The sequence below is a fragment of the Sphingobium xanthum genome (assembly GCF_019737615.1).
GTDB lineage: Bacteria > Pseudomonadota > Alphaproteobacteria > Sphingomonadales > Sphingomonadaceae > Sphingobium > Sphingobium xanthum.
This window is the reverse complement of sequence record NZ_JAHKKS010000002.1, coordinates 313,684-332,983: the sequence shown is the minus strand read 5'-3', so window position 1 is coordinate 332,983 and position 19,300 is coordinate 313,684. Positions and strand designations below refer to the sequence as shown.

The following is a 19,300-nucleotide window of genomic DNA, read 5'->3' as shown; positions in this document are numbered from 1 at the left end:
AGCGCAAAGCGCAGCACTGCCGGTGTCTAGCGGGCGAGGGTTTCGAGGGCGGCGAGAAGAGCGCGTTCATCCAGCGTCAGGCGCTTTCGGTACTTGCGGTCGCTGGCGATCACGCGGTCGAGGATATCGTCGCGCAGCGCGCGGCCGGCGTCGGTTAGCGTGAGGCTCAGCGAGCGGCCGTCGATCGGCGCGTCGATGACCAGGCCGCGCGTCTTCAGGCGGCCAACGAGCGGAGTCAGATTTGCACGCTTGATCTCCAGCGCGCGACCGACGTCGCTTTGACGGCAGCCGGGATTCGCGCCGACGAGAATCAGCAGCGAAACTTCCCCGACGCTAAGGCCGAAGGGACGGAGCGTGGCGACGAGATCGCCGATCATCGCCATCGATGCCCTGCGGAGCCGATAGCCGAGCAGCTCGTCGAGCGGGCTGGCGAGCCGGTCGGCCGTTGTCACAGTATCATCCTCGCCATTGGTGCGTTTCGTTGCCATCTTGAATCCGATCTCTTGCCATGCTGCACCAGAACTGCTATGCAGCATAGCATAAATCATCCTGGAAGGATAGCAGCATGTCGACCGAGGAACTGGAAGAGAATGTCGTTCGCTACGAGATCGCGAACAACATCGCATGGGTCTACTATAACCGCCCCGACAAGCGGAACGCGCAGAGCCCCAAGCTCAATCGTCGCATGCTGCAGATCATCAACGAGCTCGAGTTTCGCGACGATGTCGGCGCGCTCGTGCTCGGCGGCGAGGGGCCGGCCTGGTGCGCAGGCATGGACCTCAAGGAATATTTCCGCGAGACCGAGGCTGGCGGCATCCATGAAGTGCGCAAGGCGCAGCGCGAAGCCTATACGTGGTGGGAGCGCCTGCGCTGGTACCAGAAGCCGACCATCGCCATGGTGCATGGCTGGTGCTTTGGTGGCGCTTATGGTCCGCTCTTCGCCTGCGATCTCGCTTTCGCGGCGGACGAAGCGCAGTTCGGCCTCTCCGAAGTGAACTGGGGCATCCTGCCCGGCGGCGGCGCGACCAAGGTCGCGGTCGATCTCATGCCGATGCGCGCGGCCATGTATCACGCGATGATGGGCGAGAATCTCTCGGGCCAGGACGCGGCGAAATACGGCCTCATCAACGAATCGATGCCGCTCGATCAGCTCAAGGCGCGCGTCACCGCGGTGGCCTCCAAGCTGGTCGAGAAGAACTGGGCGACGGTCAAGTACACCAAGGACGCGGTCCGCCGGGTCAAGGAAATGACCTACGACAATGCGGAGGATTATCTGATCCGGCTGCAGGAAGGTCTCAACTGGTTCGACAAGTCGGACGGCCGTCACGTCGCCATGAAGCAGTTCCTGGATGACAAGACGTTCAAGCCGGGTCTGGGTCACTACGACAAGACCAAGACCGAAGTGTAAGCAGGAGAGGGCGGCCGTCCCACAGGGCGCCCTTTTCCTCCCGTCCGTCCCGTGTGTCGCGCATTGTTCTTCTTCCCTTCGGGTCGCACTGAAGATGAGAGACATGGCTTTTCGACATGGCGGGGCGGACGGTTTTCATGAGTGAAGTCGGAGAGAGAATATGACGGTCGAGGCCGAAGTTCGCCCTGTTACAAAGCGTGACATCAATCGCCTGCTGCGCCCGCGCTCGGTCGCGATCGTGGGCGCGTCCGAGAAGCCCGGCGCACTTGGCGCTGCCGTTCTCGCGAACTTCGTGCGCAACGACTATGCGGGTGACATCCACCTCATCAACCCCAAGCGGGAGACGATTGAGGGGCGGCCTTGCATTCCCAGCGTCGAGGCACTGCCCCATGGGGTCGATCTCGCCATTCTCGCCATTCCGCGGGTCGCGGTGGTCGATACGATCCGCCAGCTCGCCGCGCGTGGCGTCGGTGCGGCGATGATCTTCGCGGCTGGCTTCGCGGAAGGCGGGCCGGAAGGCGTCGCGGATCAGGTCGAGATCGGCCGGATCGCGGCGGAGGCCGGCATGGTCATCGAAGGCCCGAACTGCCTTGGCTCGGTCAATTATATCGACCGCATCCCGCTGACCTTCATCGACACCGACATTGCCGCGCCCAGCCCGGGCGGCATCGGCATCGTCTCGCAGAGCGGCGCCATGGCCGCGGTACTTGCGGTCATGCTGGAGAGCCGCAAGCTCGATCTCAGCTATTCGGTCTCGACCGGTAACGAGGCGGCGAACGGCGTCGAGGATTTCGTCGAATATATGATCGCGGACGAGACGACGCGGATCATCGCGATGATCGTCGAGCAGTTTCGCGATCCCGCGCGCTTTCTGGCGCTGGTGGGCAAGGCCAGGGCGGCGGGCAAGCTCATCGTCCTGCTGCACCCCGGCAAGAGCAGCGCGGCGCGCGAAAGCGCGGCGACGCACACCGGCGCCATGGCCGGCGACTACAAGCTGATGCGCGCGAAAGTGGAGCGCGCCGGTGTCGTCATGGCCGAGACTCTGGAAGAACTGGGCGACATCGCCGAACTGGCGGGCCGTTGTCCGTCGCTTCCCGCGGGCGGCACGGTCGTGCTGGGCGAGTCCGGCGCGCTGAAGGCGCTGACGCTGGATCTTGCCGAGGAGCTTGGCCTTCCGCTACCGGCGCTCGACGATGACAATGCGCCGGAGCTGCGCGCCGCGCTGCCGGATTTCGTGCCGGTGAGCAATCCGCTCGATCTGACCGCGCAGGGGCTGGTCGATCCCGACATGTACTATCGTACGCTTGCCGCGCTGTTCGGCGACGACCGCGTCGGCACGATCTTCGCGGGCATCATCCAGACCAACCCGGCGACGATCGGCGTCAAGCTCCCGCCGTTCCTGAAGGCGGTGCGCGAGTACAAGTCGCCCAAGCCGGTGATCTTCGCGGGTGTCGATGAGGGCGCGCCGGTGCCGGACGACTGGATCGCGCAACTGCGCGCCGAGGGCATTCCTTATTTCCCGACGACCGAGCGCGCCTTGCGTGCCGTGCGCCGCATCGGCGCGGCGGGTGAGCAGGATGCAAGCGTGACCGATGCTGCGCCGCTCACCGTGGCTGCGCTGGCGGACGAGACCGGCGTCGTGCCGGAATATAAGGCCAAGGCGCTGCTCGGGCCGCTCGGTATCAGCTTCCCCAAGGGGAAGTTTGCGGCAACCGTGGAGGAAGCGATTGCCGCGGCCGAGGCGATCGGCGGGCCGGTGGTGATGAAGGCACAGGCCGCCGCGCTGAGCCACAAGAGCGATGCCGGAGGCGTGGCGCTCAATCTGGTGGGTGCCGATGCGATCCGCGCTGCCTGGACCAAGATGTTCTCCGATGTCGCGCGCTATGATGCATCGATCATCCTCGACGGCGTGCTGATCGAGGCGATGGGCGCGCGCGGGCTCGAGCTGATCATCGGCGCCAAGAACGATCCGCAATGGGGGCCGGTGATCCTTGCCGGGTTCGGTGGCGTGACGGCGGAGATCTTGCAGGACGTGCGGCTGCTTTCGCCCGACATGACCAAGGACGCGATCGTCGCAGAACTGGGCAAGCTCAAGCAGGCGGCTCTGCTGCATGGCTATCGCGGCGCGCCCGCGCTGGATGTCGATGCTGTCGCCGATCTCATTGGCAGGATCGGTCAATTGCTGCGCGGCGAACCGCGCATCCAGGAGCTCGATCTCAATCCGGTCGTGGTCTATCCGAAGGGGCAGGGCGCCGTCGCGCTCGATGCCCTGATGCTGGTCGGCTGACGCTTACAGCTTCCACTCAATCACGAATGTCATTCCCGCGAAGGCGGGAATCCAACGCCTGAGCTTTTGTCCGCGAACGAAGCCGCTGGAGTTGGATTCCCGCCTTCGCGGGAATGACGTTTGAGATGTGGGCCTCATTTTTTGCTGCGTGAAATGCTGCACCCGTCGTCCGGTGTGCAGGTGAATTCGCGCTGGCATTTCGCGGAATTTTCGAGTAGGTGAAATTTTCATATACCTGAAGTCCGCAGGAATTCATGAGCGACTCGACCTCTTCGGCAACGCCCGTGCTGTTGTTGCCTGGCCTGATTTGCGATGCCCGCATCTGGGCACCGCAGGTCGAGGGTTTGCGCGCTCGTTTCGTCGTCGAGGCGGTTGACGGTTATGGCGAGGCGGACAGCATCGGCGCGATGGCCGAGACCGTGCTTGCCTCCGCGCCCGAGCGCTTCATCGTCGTTGGCCATTCCATGGGCGGCCGCGTCGCGCTCGAAGTCATTCGCCGCGCGCCCGAGCGTGTCGCTGGCCTTGGTCTCGTCAGTACAGGCATTCACCTCCCGAAGCCGGGCGAGGCGGAGGGGCGCTTCGCGCTGCTGGCACGCGGTGTCGAACAAGGCATGGATGCGCTCATCGATGCCTGGCTGCCGCCGATGGTGCATGAGCCCAATCGCCTGACGCCCGGCCTCATGGACATGCTGTGGGCGATGTGCAGCGACGCGGGGCTCGACACGTTCGAGCGCCAGATGCGCGCGCTGCTCGCCCGGCCCGAAGTCGAGAGCCTTCTCGCGAGCATCGCTTGCCCGACGCTCGTCGCGACCGGCGCTCACGATGCCTGGGCGTCGCCGGCGCAGCATGAGACCATATCTGCAGGCATCAAGGGGTCGGTGCTCAGCATCATCCCCGATGCCGGTCACATGGTCCCGGTCGAGCGGCCGGATGCCATGACGCAAGCGCTGGCACGCTGGCTCGAAACGGTCTAGGCGGCGCGCAAACAAGAATTTCCTACATCTGTGAACCTTAGTCTGAAGGAGAGTATTGATGGCGAAAAATCTGCAAGATGTGCTGGACGGCGCCGGGAACGTCATTGACTTCCTGCGCAACCAGCAGGCCGGTCCGAACGTCTATCCGGGCGTTCCGGCGGAATATTCCAACTGGCGCAACGAGCAGCGCGCCTGGGCCAAGACGGCCGTGCTTTTCAACCAGAGCTATCACATGGTCGAGCTGATGGTCGAAGGCCCCGGCGCCTTCGCGATGCTCGAAGCGCTCGGCATCAACAGCTTCAAGAACTACAAGCCCGGCCGCGCCAAGCAGTGGGTGCCCTGCACGCCCGAGGGTTATGTGATCGGCGACGTGATCCTGTTCTACCTCGAAGAGAACAAGTTCAACTTGGTCGGCCGCGCGCCCGCGATCGAGTGGGCCGAGTACTGGGCCTCGACCGGCAAGTGGGACGTCAAGGTCACGCGCGACGAGCGCACCGCGCTCCGCACGGACGGCAAGCGTCGTCATTATCGCTTCCAGCTCCAGGGCCCGAACGCGATGGCCATCCTGAGCAAGGCACTCGGCTATGACGCGCCCGACCTCAAGTTCTTCCAGATGACCGAGTTCCCGATCAACGGCGCGACCGTCGGCGCGCTGCGTCACGGCATGGCCGGTCAGCCGGGCTATGAGCTCTATGGTCCCTGGGCCGATTATGAAGCCGTTCACTCGGCGCTGGTCGAAGCCGGCAAGAACCTCGGCCTCGCGCTCGTCGGTGGCCGCGCTTACTCGTCCAACACGCTGGAATCGGGCTGGGTCCCGTCGCCGTTCCCGGGCTATCTGTTCGGCGAAGGTTCGGCTGACTTCCGCAAGTGGGCCGGCGAGAACAGCTATGGCGCCAAGTGCTCCATCGGCGGCTCGCACATCCCGGCATCGCTCGAGGGCTATTGCCTGACGCCGTGGGACATCGGCTACGGCATCATGCTCAAGTTCGACCATGAGTTCGTCGGCAAGGAAGCACTCGAGAAGAAGGCCGCCGGTCCGCACCGCGAGAAGGTCACGCTGGCGCTCGACGACGAGGACTTCCTGCGCGTCACCTCCAGCTATTTCGCCGCCGAAGGCCGCGCGAAGTATTTCGAGTTCCCGAGCGCCGTCTACTCCATGCACCCGTATGACGCGGTGCTGGTCGACGGCAAGCAGGTCGGCGTTTCGACCTGGGTCGGCTATTCGTCGAACGAAGGCAAGATGTTGACGCTCGCCATCGTCGAGCCGGAATTCGCCAAGCCGGGCACCGAAGTGTCGCTGCTGTGGGGCGAGCCGAATGGCGGCACGAAGAAGCCGACCGTCGAGCCGCACGAGCAGACCGAGATCAAGGCGATCGTCGCGCCCGTGCCGTACTCGGCCGTCGCGCGCACGGGTTATGCCGACAGCTGGCGCTCGAAGAAGGCCTGATCGGGTCGCACATCCGAACGGTTAGAGAGGGCGGGGTCGCATGCGACTCCGCCCTTTTTCTTGCCGTTTCGACTCGCGTGTTGCAAAGCCCGCAACGGTTCGTCGCACGATCCGCTCAAATGATCCGCACTGCAAATTGCCCTTGGGAACGGTTCATTGGTTAGAAAGGTTGGCGTGAACAGGCTCGTCCTGACGGGGCAATATGAGGGAGTATTTCAATGATTGCCAAATTCAAAAGGTCGCGAAACCTCGTTCTGATTTCCTTGTTGACGGTGTCGGCTCCGGCCAGCCTTCTGGCGCAAGAGCAGGCCGCTCCCGGCAACGACATCAACGTCTATGGCCAGAAGACCGCAGGGCCGGAGCTCAAGGGCTTCATCTCCGCACGCAATGACGAAAAGATGCAGGTGACGAGCGCTGACGGCGCGCGCACTGTCGTCCTCATCGACGAGGCGACCAAGATCAAGGCCAGTTCCGGTCTCTTCGGCGGCAGCAAGGGCAAGCCTACCCCGGCCTCGCTGCTCAATGGCCTGCCGGTGACCGTCAAGACCTGGCAGACGGCGGACGGCACCCTGATCGCCAATCAGGTCGTCTACAAGAACAATGATTTCAAGACTGCGAACATGATCCGCAGCGGCACGGCCCAGGGCTTCGAGGAGCAGACGGCAGCGACCGAAGCGCTGCGTGGCCGCATGGGCGATATCGACAAGTATAACGTCAAAGCCACCACCAACGTGAACTTCGATACGGGCAAGTGGCAGCTCACCGAGCAGGGCAAGGCGGACCTGTGCAACGCGGCGAGTCAGGCCAATGGCATGGAGAACGCATTGCTTCTGGTCGTCGGCTATACCGACTCCACCGGCCCTGAAGACTTCAACCAGATGTTGAGCGAAAAGCGCGCCAGTCGCGTGGTCAACTATCTGCAGCAGGCCTGCGGCTGGAAGCCCTATCGCATGCTGACCCCGACCGGCATGGCCATGGCCGATCCGCTGGCGGACAACAGCACGCCGGAAGGCAAAGCGCAGAACCGCCGCGTTGCCGTGAACGTGCTCGTCAGCAAGAGCGTCGACGGCTTTTAAGAGTTAGAGCCGATTTGCAAGACAGGCGGGGCGGGCTTCGGCTCGCCCCGTTTGCTTTGTGCGCAGCCAGGCCGACATGGCCCGAATTGCCGAACATCACTTTCGCATCGATCCAGCCCGCCTTCACCACGATTCGGTTGATTGCGTCGCTTGATGCAACTGAAATTACCGCCACGGGGCTGACAGCTTCCGCGGGCGTGGCTATGCTGGGCAGACCGATCGACGGCGCCGACAGACGCGCCGGGCATCGGGACCGTTACCGGTCACAAAGCGGAGGTGGAATTGAGCTATCATTCGCCAACCAGCGTGGATCAAGCCGTCGAGTTGCTCGCATCGCGAGACGATGCCCGGCCGATGTCCGGAGGCACCGATCTGCTCGTGCAGATGCGATCCGGGCGGCTGAAGCCCGGCGCGATCGTCGACATCAAGGGCATTGACCGCGCGGTCGGATCGCGGGCGCAAGATGGCGGGTTCGTCATCGGCGCGGCGACTCCTTGCACCGAACTGCTCGATGACGCGGCGCTCTGCGCGGCATGGCCGGGCGTGGTCGAGGCGGCCAATCTGATCGGCTCGGTGCAGGTGCGCAATCGCGCAACAATCGGCGGCAATCTCTGCAATGCCTCGCCGGCGGCGGACAGCGTGCCGGCGCTGATCGCGGCGGGTGCGCGCGCCGTGGTCGCCGGGCCGCAGGGCGAGCGCATCGTGGCGGTCGAGGATCTACTTGCCGGCCCAGGCTGGACGACGTTGGGCAAGGGTGAGTTCGTGCTCGAGTTCATCCTGCCGGTGCGGGAGCCGGGATCGGCCGACGCCTATCTGCGCTCGATCCCGCGGACGGAAATGGACATCGCCGTTGTCGGCGCGGGCATCAATCTCAGCTGCGACGCGAGCGGCACGATTACAGCAGCACGTGTCGCGCTCGGCGCGGTGGCGCCGACGGCATTGCTGGTGCCGGATGCGGGCGCGGCGCTGATCGGCAGCAAGCTCGACGAGGCGGCGCTGACCGCGATGGGCGAAGCCGCCAAGGCCGCCTGCCGCCCCATCGACGACAAGCGCGGCACCATCGATTATCGCATCGCCATGTCGGCGGTCTATGCGCGCCGCGCGGCCGTCATCGCCTATAACCGGTCTCGGGAGACCCTATGAGCAAGCAGCATATTCGCGCCACGGTGAACGGCGATGCCGTCGATTTCCTGTGCGAGCCAACGACCAGCCTGCTGAATGCCCTGCGCGACGAGCTGCGGCTGACCGGCAGCAAGGAAGGCTGCGGATCGGGCGATTGCGGCGCGTGCAGCGTGATGCTGGATGACAAGCTTGTCTGCTCCTGCCTGGTTCTGGCGCCGGAGATCGACGGGCGGCGTGTCGAGACAATCGAGGGGCTGGCGCAGGATGGGCAGCTCCATCCGCTGCAGCGGAAATTCCTGGAGCATGGCGCGCTGCAATGCGGCTTCTGCACGCCGGGCGTGCTGGTGGCGGCCAAGGCGCTGCTGGAGCGCAACGTTGACCCGACGGAGGAAGAGACGCGCTACTGGCTTGCGGGCAATCTCTGCCGCTGTACGGGCTATGACAAGATCATCCGGGCCGTGCTCGATACGGCGGCCGAACTGCGTCAGGAAAGGCTGCCGGCATGACCAAGCAGGACCAGATCGCCACAACCGAACACAGGATCGTCGGCACGCGACCGGTGCGCCCGGACGGCGCCGACAAGGTCACCGGCAAGGCCGTCTATGGCGCCGACTTCTACCTGCCCGGCATGTTGCGCGGCGCGATCCTGCGCAGCCCGCATGCCCATGCGCGCATCGTCTCGATCGACACGCGCAAGGCCGAAGCGCTGGCGGGCGTGAAGGCAGTGGCGACGAACGCCGACTTCCCGCGCGTGGAGATGGACGAAATCGATGCGGGTGAGGCCGGCATCAATGTCGATCGCGCGGCGCAGATGTGCCTGGCGCGCGACAAGGTCTTCTATGAGGGCCAGCCTGTCGTGGCCGTCGCGGCGACCAGTCCGGAGATTGCGACGGCGGCGCTCGACCTGATCGAGGTGCGCTACGAAGTGCTGCCGCATGTCATCGAGATCGCGGACGCGATGCGGAGCGATGCGCCAGTGCTGCATGACGATCTCGACGCGAAAGGCCCGTCCAACATTGCGGCGCGCCTCGACTCCTCGACGGGCGATGCGGAGGCGGCGTTAGCCACGGCGGATGTCGTTGCTACGGGTCGCTACACCACGCAGGCGGTGCATCAGGGCTATATCGAGCCGCAGGCCTGCGTCGCCTCGGTCAGTGGTGACGGGCAGGCGCAACTCTGGTGCAGCAGCCAGGGCGCTTTCATGGTGCGCTCGGTCGTCGCAGCGATCACGGGGATGAACCTGGCCGATCTGCGCGTGACGCCGCTGGAGATCGGCGGCGGCTTCGGCGGCAAGACGACGGTCTATCTGGAGCCGGTGGCGACAATCCTGTCGAAGAAGAGCGGTCGGCCGGTGAAAATGGTGCTGAGCCGCGACGAGGTGTTCCGCTCGACGGGACCGGGGCCGGGGGCTGAAATCGATATCCGCCTGGGCGCAACGAAGGACGGCATACTGACAGCGGCGATTGTCGATATGCGCTATCAGGTCGGGGCGTTTCCGGGCGCGGGAGCGGGCGCAGGCGTGATGCATGCGCTCGGCGGATATCGCATCGAGCACAAGCGCGTGACGGGCTGCGATGTCGTCAGCAACATGCCGAGCACGCACGCCTATCGCGCACCGAGCGCGCCGCAAGCCGAGTTCGCGGTGGAATGCGCGATCGACGACATTGCCCGGCAGCTCGGCATGGACCCGATCGCGCTGCGCGAGAAGAACGCGGTGAGAGCGGGCGACACAAGCTTCTCCGGTACCCCCCATGGCCAGATCGCCTTCATGGAGACATTGGCCGCCGCGAAGGGTCATGACCATTACTCCGCACCGCTCGGCCCCAATCAGGGGCGCGGCATCGCGGCGGGCTGGTGGGTGAACCATGGCGGGGAATCGACCGCAATGATCAGCATCGCCGAGGACGGCACGGCGGTCGTCGCGACCGGCAATCCCGATATTGGCGGATCGCGCGCCTCCATGGCGATGATGGCGGCCGAAGTGCTTCAGATCCCCATGGTGAAGGTGCGGCCGATCGTGGCGGATACCGCGTCCATCGGCTTCTCGATGCTCACCGGTGGCAGTCGCACGACCTTCGCGACGGGTAAGGCCGTGTCCGAAGCGGCAGCCGAGGTGGTCGAGATACTGAAAGCGCGGGCCGCAATGATCTGGGGCGTCGATGCGTCCAGGGTCGAATGGCGCGACGGCGAGGCGCATTGCCTGGCGGACGGGCGCGACGAGGCGCCGCTCGGTATCAAGGAGATTGCGAGCAAGGCCTCCAAGACCGGCGGGCCGATCAGCGTCGAGAAATCGGTCTATCCGCACGATGCCATGCCGACCTATGCCGTGCATATCTGCGACGTGGAGCTGGATCCTGAAACCGGCCATGTCGGCGTGACGCGCTACACCGCCATTCAGGATGTCGGGCGGGCCGTGCATCCGAGCTATGTCGAGGGGCAGGCGCAGGGTGGTGCGGTGCAGGGCATCGGCTGGGCGTTGAACGAGGCCTATACGTTCAACAAGGAAGGTCGCGTCGATAATGCGGGCTTCCTCGATTATCGCATGCCGGTCGCCTCCGATCTGCCGATGATCGACACGCTGCTCGTTGAAATCCCCCATCCGACGCATCCCTTCGGCGTCAAGGGCGTCGGCGAAGTACCGATCGTGCCGCCGCTGGCGGCTGTCGCCAATGCGGTCTCGGCGGCAGCGGGCATGCGCATGTTCGATCTGCCGATGACCCCGGCGCGAATTCATGCGGCCCTGAACGCCGCCGGCTGAGACGTGGCCCGCATCGTTTTTGTCACGTCCATCTGCGATGAGTTCACCGATGGGCTGGAGACGCTCGACCTTCCGGCGGGCAATGTCTTCCAGCTTGTGAGCGCACTTGATCGACGCTTTCCCGGGCTTGGCCGGTTTGTCGAGACGCGCGCCTCGATCGCGGTCGATGGAGCCGTGATTCAGGACTGGACGCAGACGCTCTCCGCGGAAAGCGAAGTGCTGCTGTTCCCGCGCATCGCCGGTGGAAGCACGCTGGTCAGTTGGCCGAAGCCGAGCTCGCTTCCCCGAAGATGAGCTTCAGCTTTTCCTGCGTTTCCGCGGGGAGGCGCGGGGCGAGTATCGAGGCGATATTCTCTTCGAGATGCGCGGCGCTGCCCGTGCCGGTCAGGATGACATGCGCGCCCGGCTCGTGGCGGCAAAAGCGATAGGCTGCCTCGATCTGCGACTTGATGCCCAGTGTCGCACGCAGGAAGTCGAGCGGATCGTCGGGATTGATGAGGGCCGGGTCGATCTCCTGCTTGTCGATCAGCTCCGCCACCGCCTCCCGCGTGTTCTCGACGCCATTGAGGCCCCGGCGCACGGCGAACATGATAAGCGTGCCGACATCATGCTGCAGCGTGAGCGGGAAGACCGTCTTGCGCGCGCTCGGATTGAGCAGGTTGAAGCCGACCATGACGACGTCGAAATCATTGAGCGGCAAGGCGGCCTGCAGCATGCGGTGATCGGTATCGTAGCGAAAGACCTCGGTGATGCCGACGAAACGGACCTTGCCGGCTTCCTGATGGCGCCGCAATTCCGGGAGCAGGACCTCGCGCGCATAGTCGAGCTGGTCGTGCGAGACGCCGTGCAGGTGAAAGAGATCGACATAGTCGGTGCCGAGCCGCTGGAGGCTGGACTCGAGATTGGCAGTGAACTCGGCGGGCGTGAAAGGCTCCGGGCTGCTTTCGGCGCCACCCTTGCCGACCCAGCTCTTGGTGGAGAGGAAGAGCTTGCTGCGATCGTGGCCCTTGATGCCGAGCCCCACAGCTTCCTCGGTGCGATAGACGAGCGCCGTGTCGATGAAGTTGATGCCGAGATCGATCGCGCGGCGGACGAGATCGGCGGCTTCCTCGTTGCTCGCGCCGCGCGCCATGCCGAGGCGGCTATGCCCGCCGCAGCCGAGGCCGACGGCGCTGACCATCGCATCGGTTCGGCCGAGGCGCACATAGTCCATGTCCATTTCAGTCGATCCCCTCATTGTCGTCGGTCTCGCGCCGTGCGCCGTCGAGCCGGGAGGCGTCGCGGGCATCGTCGAGCTTCTGCTTTTTCTTCACTGCCTTGGTGCGGCCGAATTTTGCGCGGTTCTCGGCCGCCTGCTGCTCGGCGCGTTTGCGGTCGCGGGCCTTGCGGGCCTGACGCAGATTGACGATCTCGGCCATCAGGCGCTCCCCAGATGCACGGCGAGCCAGACGGTCGGCGGCTCGGCCTGCGTGAAGGTGACGCGGTGTTTCACATGAGCGGGGATCAGCAGGGTATCGCCCGGCGCGAGGCTCAGCTCACCACGATCCTCCAGCCAGAGCCGGGCTGCACCGGCGAGGAGCAGCACCCATTCGTCCTGCGGCTGGTCATAAGGCTGAGCTTCCGGTGTGGTCTGTCCGCGCGAGACGATGCGCTCGATGCGAGCGGCGGGATGCTCCAGCAGGGTCGAGAAAATCTCGCTCCCATTGTCGGCCGGCAGGGGAACGAGCAGGTTCATTGCGGGCCTTCAGCGATCGCCCAGCGCGTCCGCAGCCTGCGCAAGCAGCATGATGGCGCGCTCTTCCAGCGGAATGGTCGTACGTGCGGCCGGAATGGCGACGCTGATCGCACCGAGGAGATGCCCGCCCTTGAAGACCGCGCGGCCGATGCCGATGATGCCGGGCGTATATTCCTCGAGCGTGCGTGCGACGCCGCTTTGGCTGATGCGCACGAGTTCCTTGCGGAGATCCGCCTCGCTGGTGAGCGTATAGGGCGTGAACCCGGCGCGCGTGACCGAGGCGAAATATTGCTCCAGCTCATCTTCACTGAAAGTCGCAAGGATCGCCTTGCCGGCGGCGAAGGCATGGAGCGGCACGAGGCGGCCGACCTCGATCGTGTAGCGCAGGGTCTGTGCCGCGACCTCGCCGGCAATCGCCTCCATCTCGAAGCCGTGGCGGACGAAGAAGGAGACCGTCTCGTTGAGTTGCAGCGAGATGGAACGCACGACCGGATAGACCCGATCGGCCAGCACCGTCGCCGTAGCATCGGGATTGAGGCGGCCGAGGGCAGGGCCGGGTGCATGCAGGCGGCCGTTGCGCGTCAAATAGCCGCGCTCCACGAGGGTACCGAGCAGGTAGGAGAGGCTACTCACCGGGATGGCGAGCGCGGAGGCGATTTCCGCCGCACTCACCGGGCGGCCGCAGCCGACGACGAACTCGAGAATATCGAGCGTGCGCGTCGCCGATTTGACCGACGATGAGTCCACCTTCTGCATCATGCCATCACCCCTGCCGGCAAGATTGCTGGCCTCAGTTGGCGAGGCCCAGCATCTGTCGTGTCTCGCCGGGCGTCGCGACTTCCCCGCCAATCTTGTTGATCAGGTCCGCCCCCCAGGCGACCAGCTCCGCGTTGTTGTTCGCGAGCATGCCCTTGCGCAGATAGATCGTGTCCTCGAAGCCGACGCGGACATGGCCGCCGAGCAGCACGGACTGCGCCGCCATCGGAAAACTGTGGCGCGAGACGCCGAATCCGGTGAAGTTCGAGCCGCGCGGAAGCTGGTTCTTGGAATAGATCATCGCCTCGGTCGTCGCGGGCAGGCCGTACTTCGTGCCCAGTACAAAGGTGTAAGGCGAGTTGGGCGAAATGAGCTTCTTCTCGCGCAGGTCGTCCGCGAACACGAAATCGCCCGCCTCGAAGCACTCGATCTCGGTCAGTACGCCCGCATCCTGGATCATCGTGCCCATCTTGCCGACGATCATCTCCAGGTTCATCGCGATGCCGCCCCACAGGTTCATGGTGCAGATGTCGAGCGTACACATGTCCGGCTTGAGGTCGAGGATGTGCTCGATGCGGCGCTCGGCGGTGAACATGAGCGTGCGCTCGTCATCGGGCAGATGCGGCTCCTCGGCGCTCTTGGGGAACCACATGCAGCCGGGGCCGGTGGTGACGTTCAGGATGACGTCCGTGTTCTTCTCGCGGATCAGGTTCACGACCTTGCGGTAATTCTCCATCTCCTGGTTCGGCGCGCCGGTCTCCGGATCGCGGACATGGACGTGGATGATCGAGGCGCCGGCCTCGGCCGCGTCCAGCGCTTCCTGCGCAACATGCTCCGGGCGGAACGGGAAGTTCGGGTGCTTGGGCATCGGCGACGCGCCGGTGATCGCGCAGGTGATGAAGGTCTTGGCCATCGTTAATTCTCTCTCAAAGGTCTGGTCTATATCTAACTGTAATAACGTCATTACTGCGCCGAAATGCTGCGCACAAATTCCTTTAACCCGGACGCTTCACGACCACTTCGAGCAGGCGCGGGCCCTTTCCGGCAAAGAGCGTCTCGATCGCATCGTCGAGCGCATCGACGGTCGCGACACGCGCCCCGGGAACCCCCATGCCCTGCGCAATCTGAACGAAATCGAGGCCGGGCAGCTTGCTGCCGACCACCTCGATATCGAACAGCGCACCAAACTGGTCGAGCGCAGCATAGCCGCCATTGTTCACGATGAGAAACTTGACGTCGAGATTGAGGTCTGCCGCCGTCCAGATGCCCTGGATCGAGTACATGGACGAGCCGTCGCCGAGCAGACAGAAGACGGTCTTCGCCGGCTGGGCCAGTGCCGCGCCGACCGCTGCGGGCAGCGCGAAGCCGAGGCCGCCGCTCGCCGTCGCCATGAACTCGTCGTCGAGCTTGATCGGGAAATAGTCGTGCAGCGGGCCGCGCGTGCTCGGCGCTTCCTCGCTGATGAGCAGGCCCGAGGGACGAAGCGCGGCGAGGCGCTTCATCAGCAGCGTCTCGTAGATGGCCTGGCCCTCAGGTGCCGGATCGTCATGCGGCGGCGCAATGGCCGGGGCAGGGCGGGATGGCGGGCTTGAGGCTGCCACAAGCTGCGCGATGGCATCGGCGACATTGCCGACGATGGCCGTGCCGACCGGCGTGCGCGCGGCGGTCGCGGGATCGTCGACGATCTGGATGAGCGACGAGCCTTCCGGGATGTACGGGCCGAAGCCCTCGACATGATAGGTGAAGGCGGGCGCGCCGAGCACCAGCACGAGGTCATGCCCCGAAAGCGCGCCGACCACCGCTTCGCGCGAGGCGGGCAGGAAGCCCGCGAACAGCGCGTGATCCTCCGGGAAGACGGCACGGGCGGCCATGGGCGCGACCCAGACGGGCGCCTGATGCTTCTCGGCAAGCTGCGACAGCACGGCACGGGCCTGTTCGCGGCCAACACCAGCCCCGGCGACGAACACGGGCGACTTCGCCTTGTTCAGCGCGTCCGCTGTCTGGGCGAGCATGGCACTCGACGCCATGAACTCTTGCGCGACGGTCGAGGCGACGATCGGTGCGCACGGGCGATCCCAGTCGTCGATCGGCACGGACACGAAAACCGGTCCGCGCGGCGCCTGCATCGCCATATGATAAGCGCGCAGGATAGCGAGGGGCACGTCCTCGGGGCGAGCGGGCTCGCAGGTCCACTTGACGAAAGGCTGGGGAAATTCCGTGGCCCGCTCGGCATAGAGGAACGGGTCGTAGGGGAAGATCGAGCGGGCCTGCTGTCCGGCGGTGATGACCAACGGCGTCTGGTTGCGGAAAGCCGTGAAGATATTGCCGAGCGCATGGCCCGTGCCGGCCGATGAGTGCAGGTTCACGAAGGCGGCGTTTCCGCTCATCTGCGCGAAGCCATCCGCCATGCCGACGACGACGCTTTCCTGCAGGCCGAGAATGTACCGGAAATCCTGCGGCATGTCGCGGAACAGGGGTAACTCGGTCGATCCGGGATTGCCGAACAAGGTCGTCATGCCGAGATCGCGCAGCAGGGTCATGACCGCATCGCGCACGGTCGGCCCCTCGACCGCCTTGGGCTTTTCCACTGCCAGGCCGCGCGCCGTCATGCATCAACTCCCTTGAGACTCATGTCCGTCATCCTGTTGTCCTTGGCCCCTATCTGAAATTATCACATATGCGAAGGCCAATGTTGTTCGCCCCGTCCCGAAACATGTCCGGGAGAGTCGGCCGTCTCTAGCGAAATTGCTTAACTTGTTTAGCAAAAAAATGCGCGAGTTTCGTTTGCTGAGGCAGATCAGATCTTCGCCGAGAGGAGCAGCCGCCCCGGACCGATCAAACCCAGCACCTGCGCGATGAGATGCGGCGCGAACACGAAGCAGCCATTGCTGCGCCCGGCCTTGCCCCAGACCGCGACATGATCCTCGCTCACATAGGGCGCGGAGTGGACGACGATGGCGCGGATATCCGCATTATTGTTGGTGGGATCGAGGCCGACGAGGCGCATCGAAGCGCCATGCTGTCCATCGTAAAGCTCGCCGGTCAGATAGGCGCCTTCGCTGGTTGCCTGCGAATTCGGCTCGTTGGAGAAAGAGCGGAGATAGCCCGAATGCTCGGGATCGGAACCGAGGCCATGCGCGACCAGATAGGAAACCGCCTTGCCTGCGGCGAGATCGACGATGTGGAAGCGATGCTGGTTCGAGGCGGCGGCGAAGTCCGCGATGGCGATCCGGTCGCGCAGCGCGATCCTGTCGGAATGCGTATCGAGCGCGGCGCGCGCGCGCTCCAGCAAGAGGCCGACCGAGGTCTTTACGGGCAGTCCCATCATGGCCATCACCGCGTCCGGCGCGGGCGGGGCGGATGGTGCGCCCAACGGGACGGACAAGGCTTCCGACGCGGCACGGGCCATCGCCGGGGGCAGGCAACCAAGCCCCAGGCCGGTGAGCGCATGCCTCATGAAAAGACGCCGGTTCATGCCCTGAATCTAGGAGATGTCCCTGCACATCGCAATGGCCGGGATTGGCGACCGTCCCGGTCCGGGGAGCGGTCGGGGTATGCGGTTGAGAAGGAGTGGGGAGGGGAGATTGCGCCTCCTCCTTAGTGGGCAGGACAAATATCGATCGTGCTCGAACCGGCTGTTCCTAGACGCGGCCATGCGATAGTGGAGCGGCGCGATGGGGTGGTCGCTAGCCCCTCCTCTTCAGAGGAGGGGTTGGGGTGGTGTAGCAACGGTGCGAATGATCGCTTCGCGAGCGATGCTGGCGCATCGCCACCACCCCCGACCCCTCCTCTGAGGAGGAGGGGTGTTAATGTCCGCAACGTCCTCGTGTCCCGAAAGTCAGCTTTTCAGTGAGAAGCCTTAATTTCTGCCGATCGCATGTGCGCGCCCGCCCTAGTTTGACGCCGCATTGCCCGAGCCATGGCCGGCATGGTCCTGCGCGCCGCCGTCCGGCGCCGCGGACTCATCCGGCAAACGGCTGGTCATGCCGGTCGCCTCGGCATCGTCCTGGATCTGCTGTTCGTCGGAGAATTCCGGTGGCGCCACTTTGTTCTCGACCGGAGCCGCATTGGCGGGCGTCGGCATGGTTTCGGGCGGGATGCTGTTGAGCGGCACTTCGTCCGACAGGTTTGTATCGTTGACCGGCTGCTTGTCCGGTTCTCCGTTGCAGCCGGCTAGTACGAATGTGGCGGCGAGCGCGATAGTCCATTTCAAAGTCATGTTCAGGGTTCCCGTGATGCGGTGACGACCGCTTGTGCGCGCCGCGTGGACGCATCGATCTTGGCCGCGAGCAGCTTGTCCCAGCCATAGGGATCGTCGCGGAAATTCATGGTGCCGTTGGCGCTGGAGAAAGCCGTCCAGTAAAGCAGATAGACCGCGACCTCGCTGGGCAGGGTGACGCGCTGGGTCTTGCCAGTGTCGATCAGGGTCTGGATGCGCCCGGCGAGCGCGGGATCGTCCTGCACCATGAGCTCGGCGAGCGGGATCGGCTTTTCGAGACGGACGCAGCCGTGGCTGGCCAGCCGGTCATAGCTGGTGAAGCGGCCCCGCAGCGGCGTGTCGTGCAGATAGACCGCGAAGGGATTGTCGAAATCGAACTTGAGTCGGCCCAGCGCGCTGTTCGGCCCGGCGGGCTGGACGATCCGCTCGCCGCCGTCCGGCGTCTTGAGGATCTTGTAGCCCTGCGCCAGCAGCGTGCCGCGCCCCTTGGGCCAAAGCTCGCGCTTGGCGATGGACGTGGGCACGTTCCATGGCGGATTGACGACGATCGAATGGATGTTCGAGACGAGCATCGGCGTTTCGTTGCCGGGGCTACCCGTCACGGCGCGCATGGAAGCGATCGGCTTGTCACCCTCGAATACGGTCAGCACGGCCGCCGCGATGTTCACCTGCACGCGGTTGACGGGCAGGTCCGCCGGGAGCCAGCGCCAGCGCTCCATATTGGCCATGATCGCGCCGATGCGTGCGCCGACCGGCGTGTTGAGCGCGGCGAGAGTGCGGACGCCGAGCGTTCCGGTGGGCTCCAGCCCATAGCGGCGCTGGGCGCGCTGGATCGCGGCCGTGATCGGCTCCTTGTCAGTGACGGCATCGTCCTCGATGCGCAGGCGCTGGCGAATTTCGGGGGCGGTGGACTTGGCGGTGAGCGTAGGCCAGCCGCCGGAATCGCGAATTTTTTCATATCTGGCGAGGCCCTGGCGCAGGCCCTCATAGCCCGCATAGCGGGGGGTGAGGCCGGCGGCCCATTGCGGCAGGCGATCGTCCTTCACGGCCGCGAGGAAGCCGGGCAGCGGATCATAGGCGGCCGGGCGCAGCGCCCAGACCTGGAGGAAATCGGCCGTGTCCACGCGGCCGCGATGCAGCGCGCTGGCGCGGTCCAGAGCCGCGCGGGCGAGGGCGTCTCCGGAAAGCGCGGCGTCCCCCTGCGTCGTGCTGCTGGTGAGGCCCTGACGCGCGCCATCGGCCAGCCAGCCGCGCAGGAAAGCGGTCTGCGTGGCGCTGAGCTGCGGCAACGGGATTTGAAGCTGCGGGACGATCAGGACCGGCGGCGGGACTTGCGGCGGCTGTGTGGAGGGGGGCTGCGGTTGTGGCTGCTGCGGAAGCGCCGGCGGCAGGATGGAGACCGGCTCGGCCAGCAACCCACCCGGCGCGATGGCCAGGGCGGCAGTGACGGCCAGTCGTACTTTACGAAGGGACATGTGACGGGACTAGCTGCGACTGGGGGCGGGTTCAAATCCTGTT

At 65.0% G+C, this 19,300-nt stretch carries 19 protein-coding genes; 9 read left to right on the top strand and 10 right to left on the bottom strand.

Translation table 11 applies throughout. The features are described from left to right. Positions 1-26: 26 nt before the first annotated feature. Entirely contained in the window at positions 27-536 is a 510-nt protein-coding gene (locus KM135_RS04765; protein WP_221712826.1) for a MarR family winged helix-turn-helix transcriptional regulator, read from the bottom strand. A 29-nt stretch (positions 537-565) separates the two neighbouring features. Between KM135_RS04765 and KM135_RS04760 the strand changes: the two genes are divergently transcribed. From KM135_RS04760 to KM135_RS04720, 9 genes are all read left to right on the top strand, one after another. Further along, positions 566-1,408 (top strand): p-hydroxycinnamoyl CoA hydratase/lyase, encoded by an 843-nt coding sequence (locus KM135_RS04760; RefSeq protein WP_221712825.1) that lies wholly within the window; start codon positions 566-568, stop codon positions 1,406-1,408. 160 nt (positions 1,409-1,568) lie between these two features. Then, complete coding sequence (locus KM135_RS04755) at positions 1,569-3,695, top strand: acetate--CoA ligase family protein (RefSeq protein ID WP_221712824.1); 2,127 nt, start codon at positions 1,569-1,571, stop codon at positions 3,693-3,695. Between the two features lie 254 nt (positions 3,696-3,949). Next, positions 3,950-4,669, top strand: coding sequence for an alpha/beta fold hydrolase (locus KM135_RS04750; RefSeq protein ID WP_221712823.1), 720 nt, complete (start codon positions 3,950-3,952; stop codon positions 4,667-4,669). 58 nt (positions 4,670-4,727) lie between these two features. Beyond that, on the top strand, positions 4,728-6,116 hold the full coding sequence (desA, locus tag KM135_RS04745) for a syringate O-demethylase (RefSeq protein WP_221712822.1): 1,389 nt from the start codon (positions 4,728-4,730) through the stop codon (positions 6,114-6,116). A 218-nt stretch (positions 6,117-6,334) separates the two neighbouring features. Further along, positions 6,335-7,192: an OmpA family protein gene (locus tag KM135_RS04740; protein ID WP_221712821.1), complete on the top strand. Its 858-nt coding sequence runs from the start codon at positions 6,335-6,337 to the stop codon at positions 7,190-7,192. Between the two features lie 276 nt (positions 7,193-7,468). Next, a complete protein-coding gene (locus KM135_RS04735; RefSeq protein ID WP_343228147.1) occupies positions 7,469-8,335 on the top strand; it encodes an FAD binding domain-containing protein in 867 nt (288 codons plus the stop codon). Next, positions 8,332-8,820 carry a (2Fe-2S)-binding protein gene (locus tag KM135_RS04730; RefSeq protein ID WP_221712820.1) on the top strand — a complete coding sequence of 163 codons (489 nt, stop codon included), beginning with the start codon at positions 8,332-8,334 and terminating at the stop codon, positions 8,818-8,820. The genes KM135_RS04735 and KM135_RS04730 overlap by 4 nt, the downstream gene beginning before the upstream one ends. Beyond that, entirely contained in the window at positions 8,817-11,072 is a 2,256-nt protein-coding gene (locus KM135_RS04725) for a xanthine dehydrogenase family protein molybdopterin-binding subunit (RefSeq protein WP_221712819.1), read from the top strand. The genes KM135_RS04730 and KM135_RS04725 overlap by 4 nt, the downstream gene beginning before the upstream one ends. Before the next feature lie 3 nt (positions 11,073-11,075). Then, positions 11,076-11,366 carry a MoaD/ThiS family protein gene (locus KM135_RS04720; protein ID WP_221712818.1) on the top strand — a complete coding sequence of 97 codons (291 nt, stop codon included), beginning with the start codon at positions 11,076-11,078 and terminating at the stop codon, positions 11,364-11,366. Here KM135_RS04720 and KM135_RS04715 read toward each other — a convergent pair. The 9 genes from KM135_RS04715 to KM135_RS04675 form a co-directional block, all read right to left on the bottom strand. Then, a complete protein-coding gene (locus KM135_RS04715) occupies positions 11,329-12,291 on the bottom strand; it encodes an aldo/keto reductase (protein ID WP_221712817.1) in 963 nt (320 codons plus the stop codon). The two genes, KM135_RS04720 and KM135_RS04715, sit on opposite strands and share 38 nt — an antisense overlap. Position 12,292: 1 nt before the next feature. Continuing rightward, positions 12,293-12,490 (bottom strand): DUF4169 family protein, encoded by a 198-nt coding sequence (locus KM135_RS04710; RefSeq protein ID WP_221712816.1) that lies wholly within the window; start codon positions 12,488-12,490, stop codon positions 12,293-12,295. Beyond that, entirely contained in the window at positions 12,490-12,807 is a 318-nt protein-coding gene (locus KM135_RS04705; protein WP_221712815.1) for a cupin domain-containing protein, read from the bottom strand. The genes KM135_RS04710 and KM135_RS04705 overlap by 1 nt, the downstream gene beginning before the upstream one ends. A gap of 9 nt (positions 12,808-12,816) precedes the next feature. Further along, positions 12,817-13,566, bottom strand: a complete 750-nt coding sequence (locus KM135_RS04700) for an IclR family transcriptional regulator (RefSeq protein ID WP_221712814.1) — start codon at positions 13,564-13,566, stop codon at positions 12,817-12,819. A 31-nt stretch (positions 13,567-13,597) separates the two neighbouring features. Continuing rightward, entirely contained in the window at positions 13,598-14,476 is an 879-nt protein-coding gene (locus KM135_RS04695; RefSeq protein WP_221712813.1) for a beta-keto acid cleavage family enzyme, read from the bottom strand. Positions 14,477-14,558: 82 nt separating this feature from the next. Next, positions 14,559-16,172: a benzoylformate decarboxylase gene (mdlC, locus tag KM135_RS04690; protein WP_221712812.1), complete on the bottom strand. Its 1,614-nt coding sequence runs from the start codon at positions 16,170-16,172 to the stop codon at positions 14,559-14,561. A 188-nt stretch (positions 16,173-16,360) separates the two neighbouring features. Continuing rightward, positions 16,361-17,038: a murein L,D-transpeptidase catalytic domain family protein gene (locus KM135_RS04685; RefSeq protein ID WP_221712811.1), complete on the bottom strand. Its 678-nt coding sequence runs from the start codon at positions 17,036-17,038 to the stop codon at positions 16,361-16,363. A gap of 417 nt (positions 17,039-17,455) precedes the next feature. Beyond that, positions 17,456-17,782, bottom strand: coding sequence for a hypothetical protein (locus KM135_RS04680; RefSeq protein WP_246605741.1), 327 nt, complete (start codon positions 17,780-17,782; stop codon positions 17,456-17,458). A 2-nt stretch (positions 17,783-17,784) separates the two neighbouring features. Continuing rightward, the gene (locus tag KM135_RS04675) at positions 17,785-19,257 is read right to left on the bottom strand and encodes a L,D-transpeptidase family protein (protein WP_221712810.1); all 1,473 of its coding nucleotides are present in this window, start codon (positions 19,255-19,257) and stop codon (positions 17,785-17,787) included. Positions 19,258-19,300 lie beyond the last annotated feature (43 nt).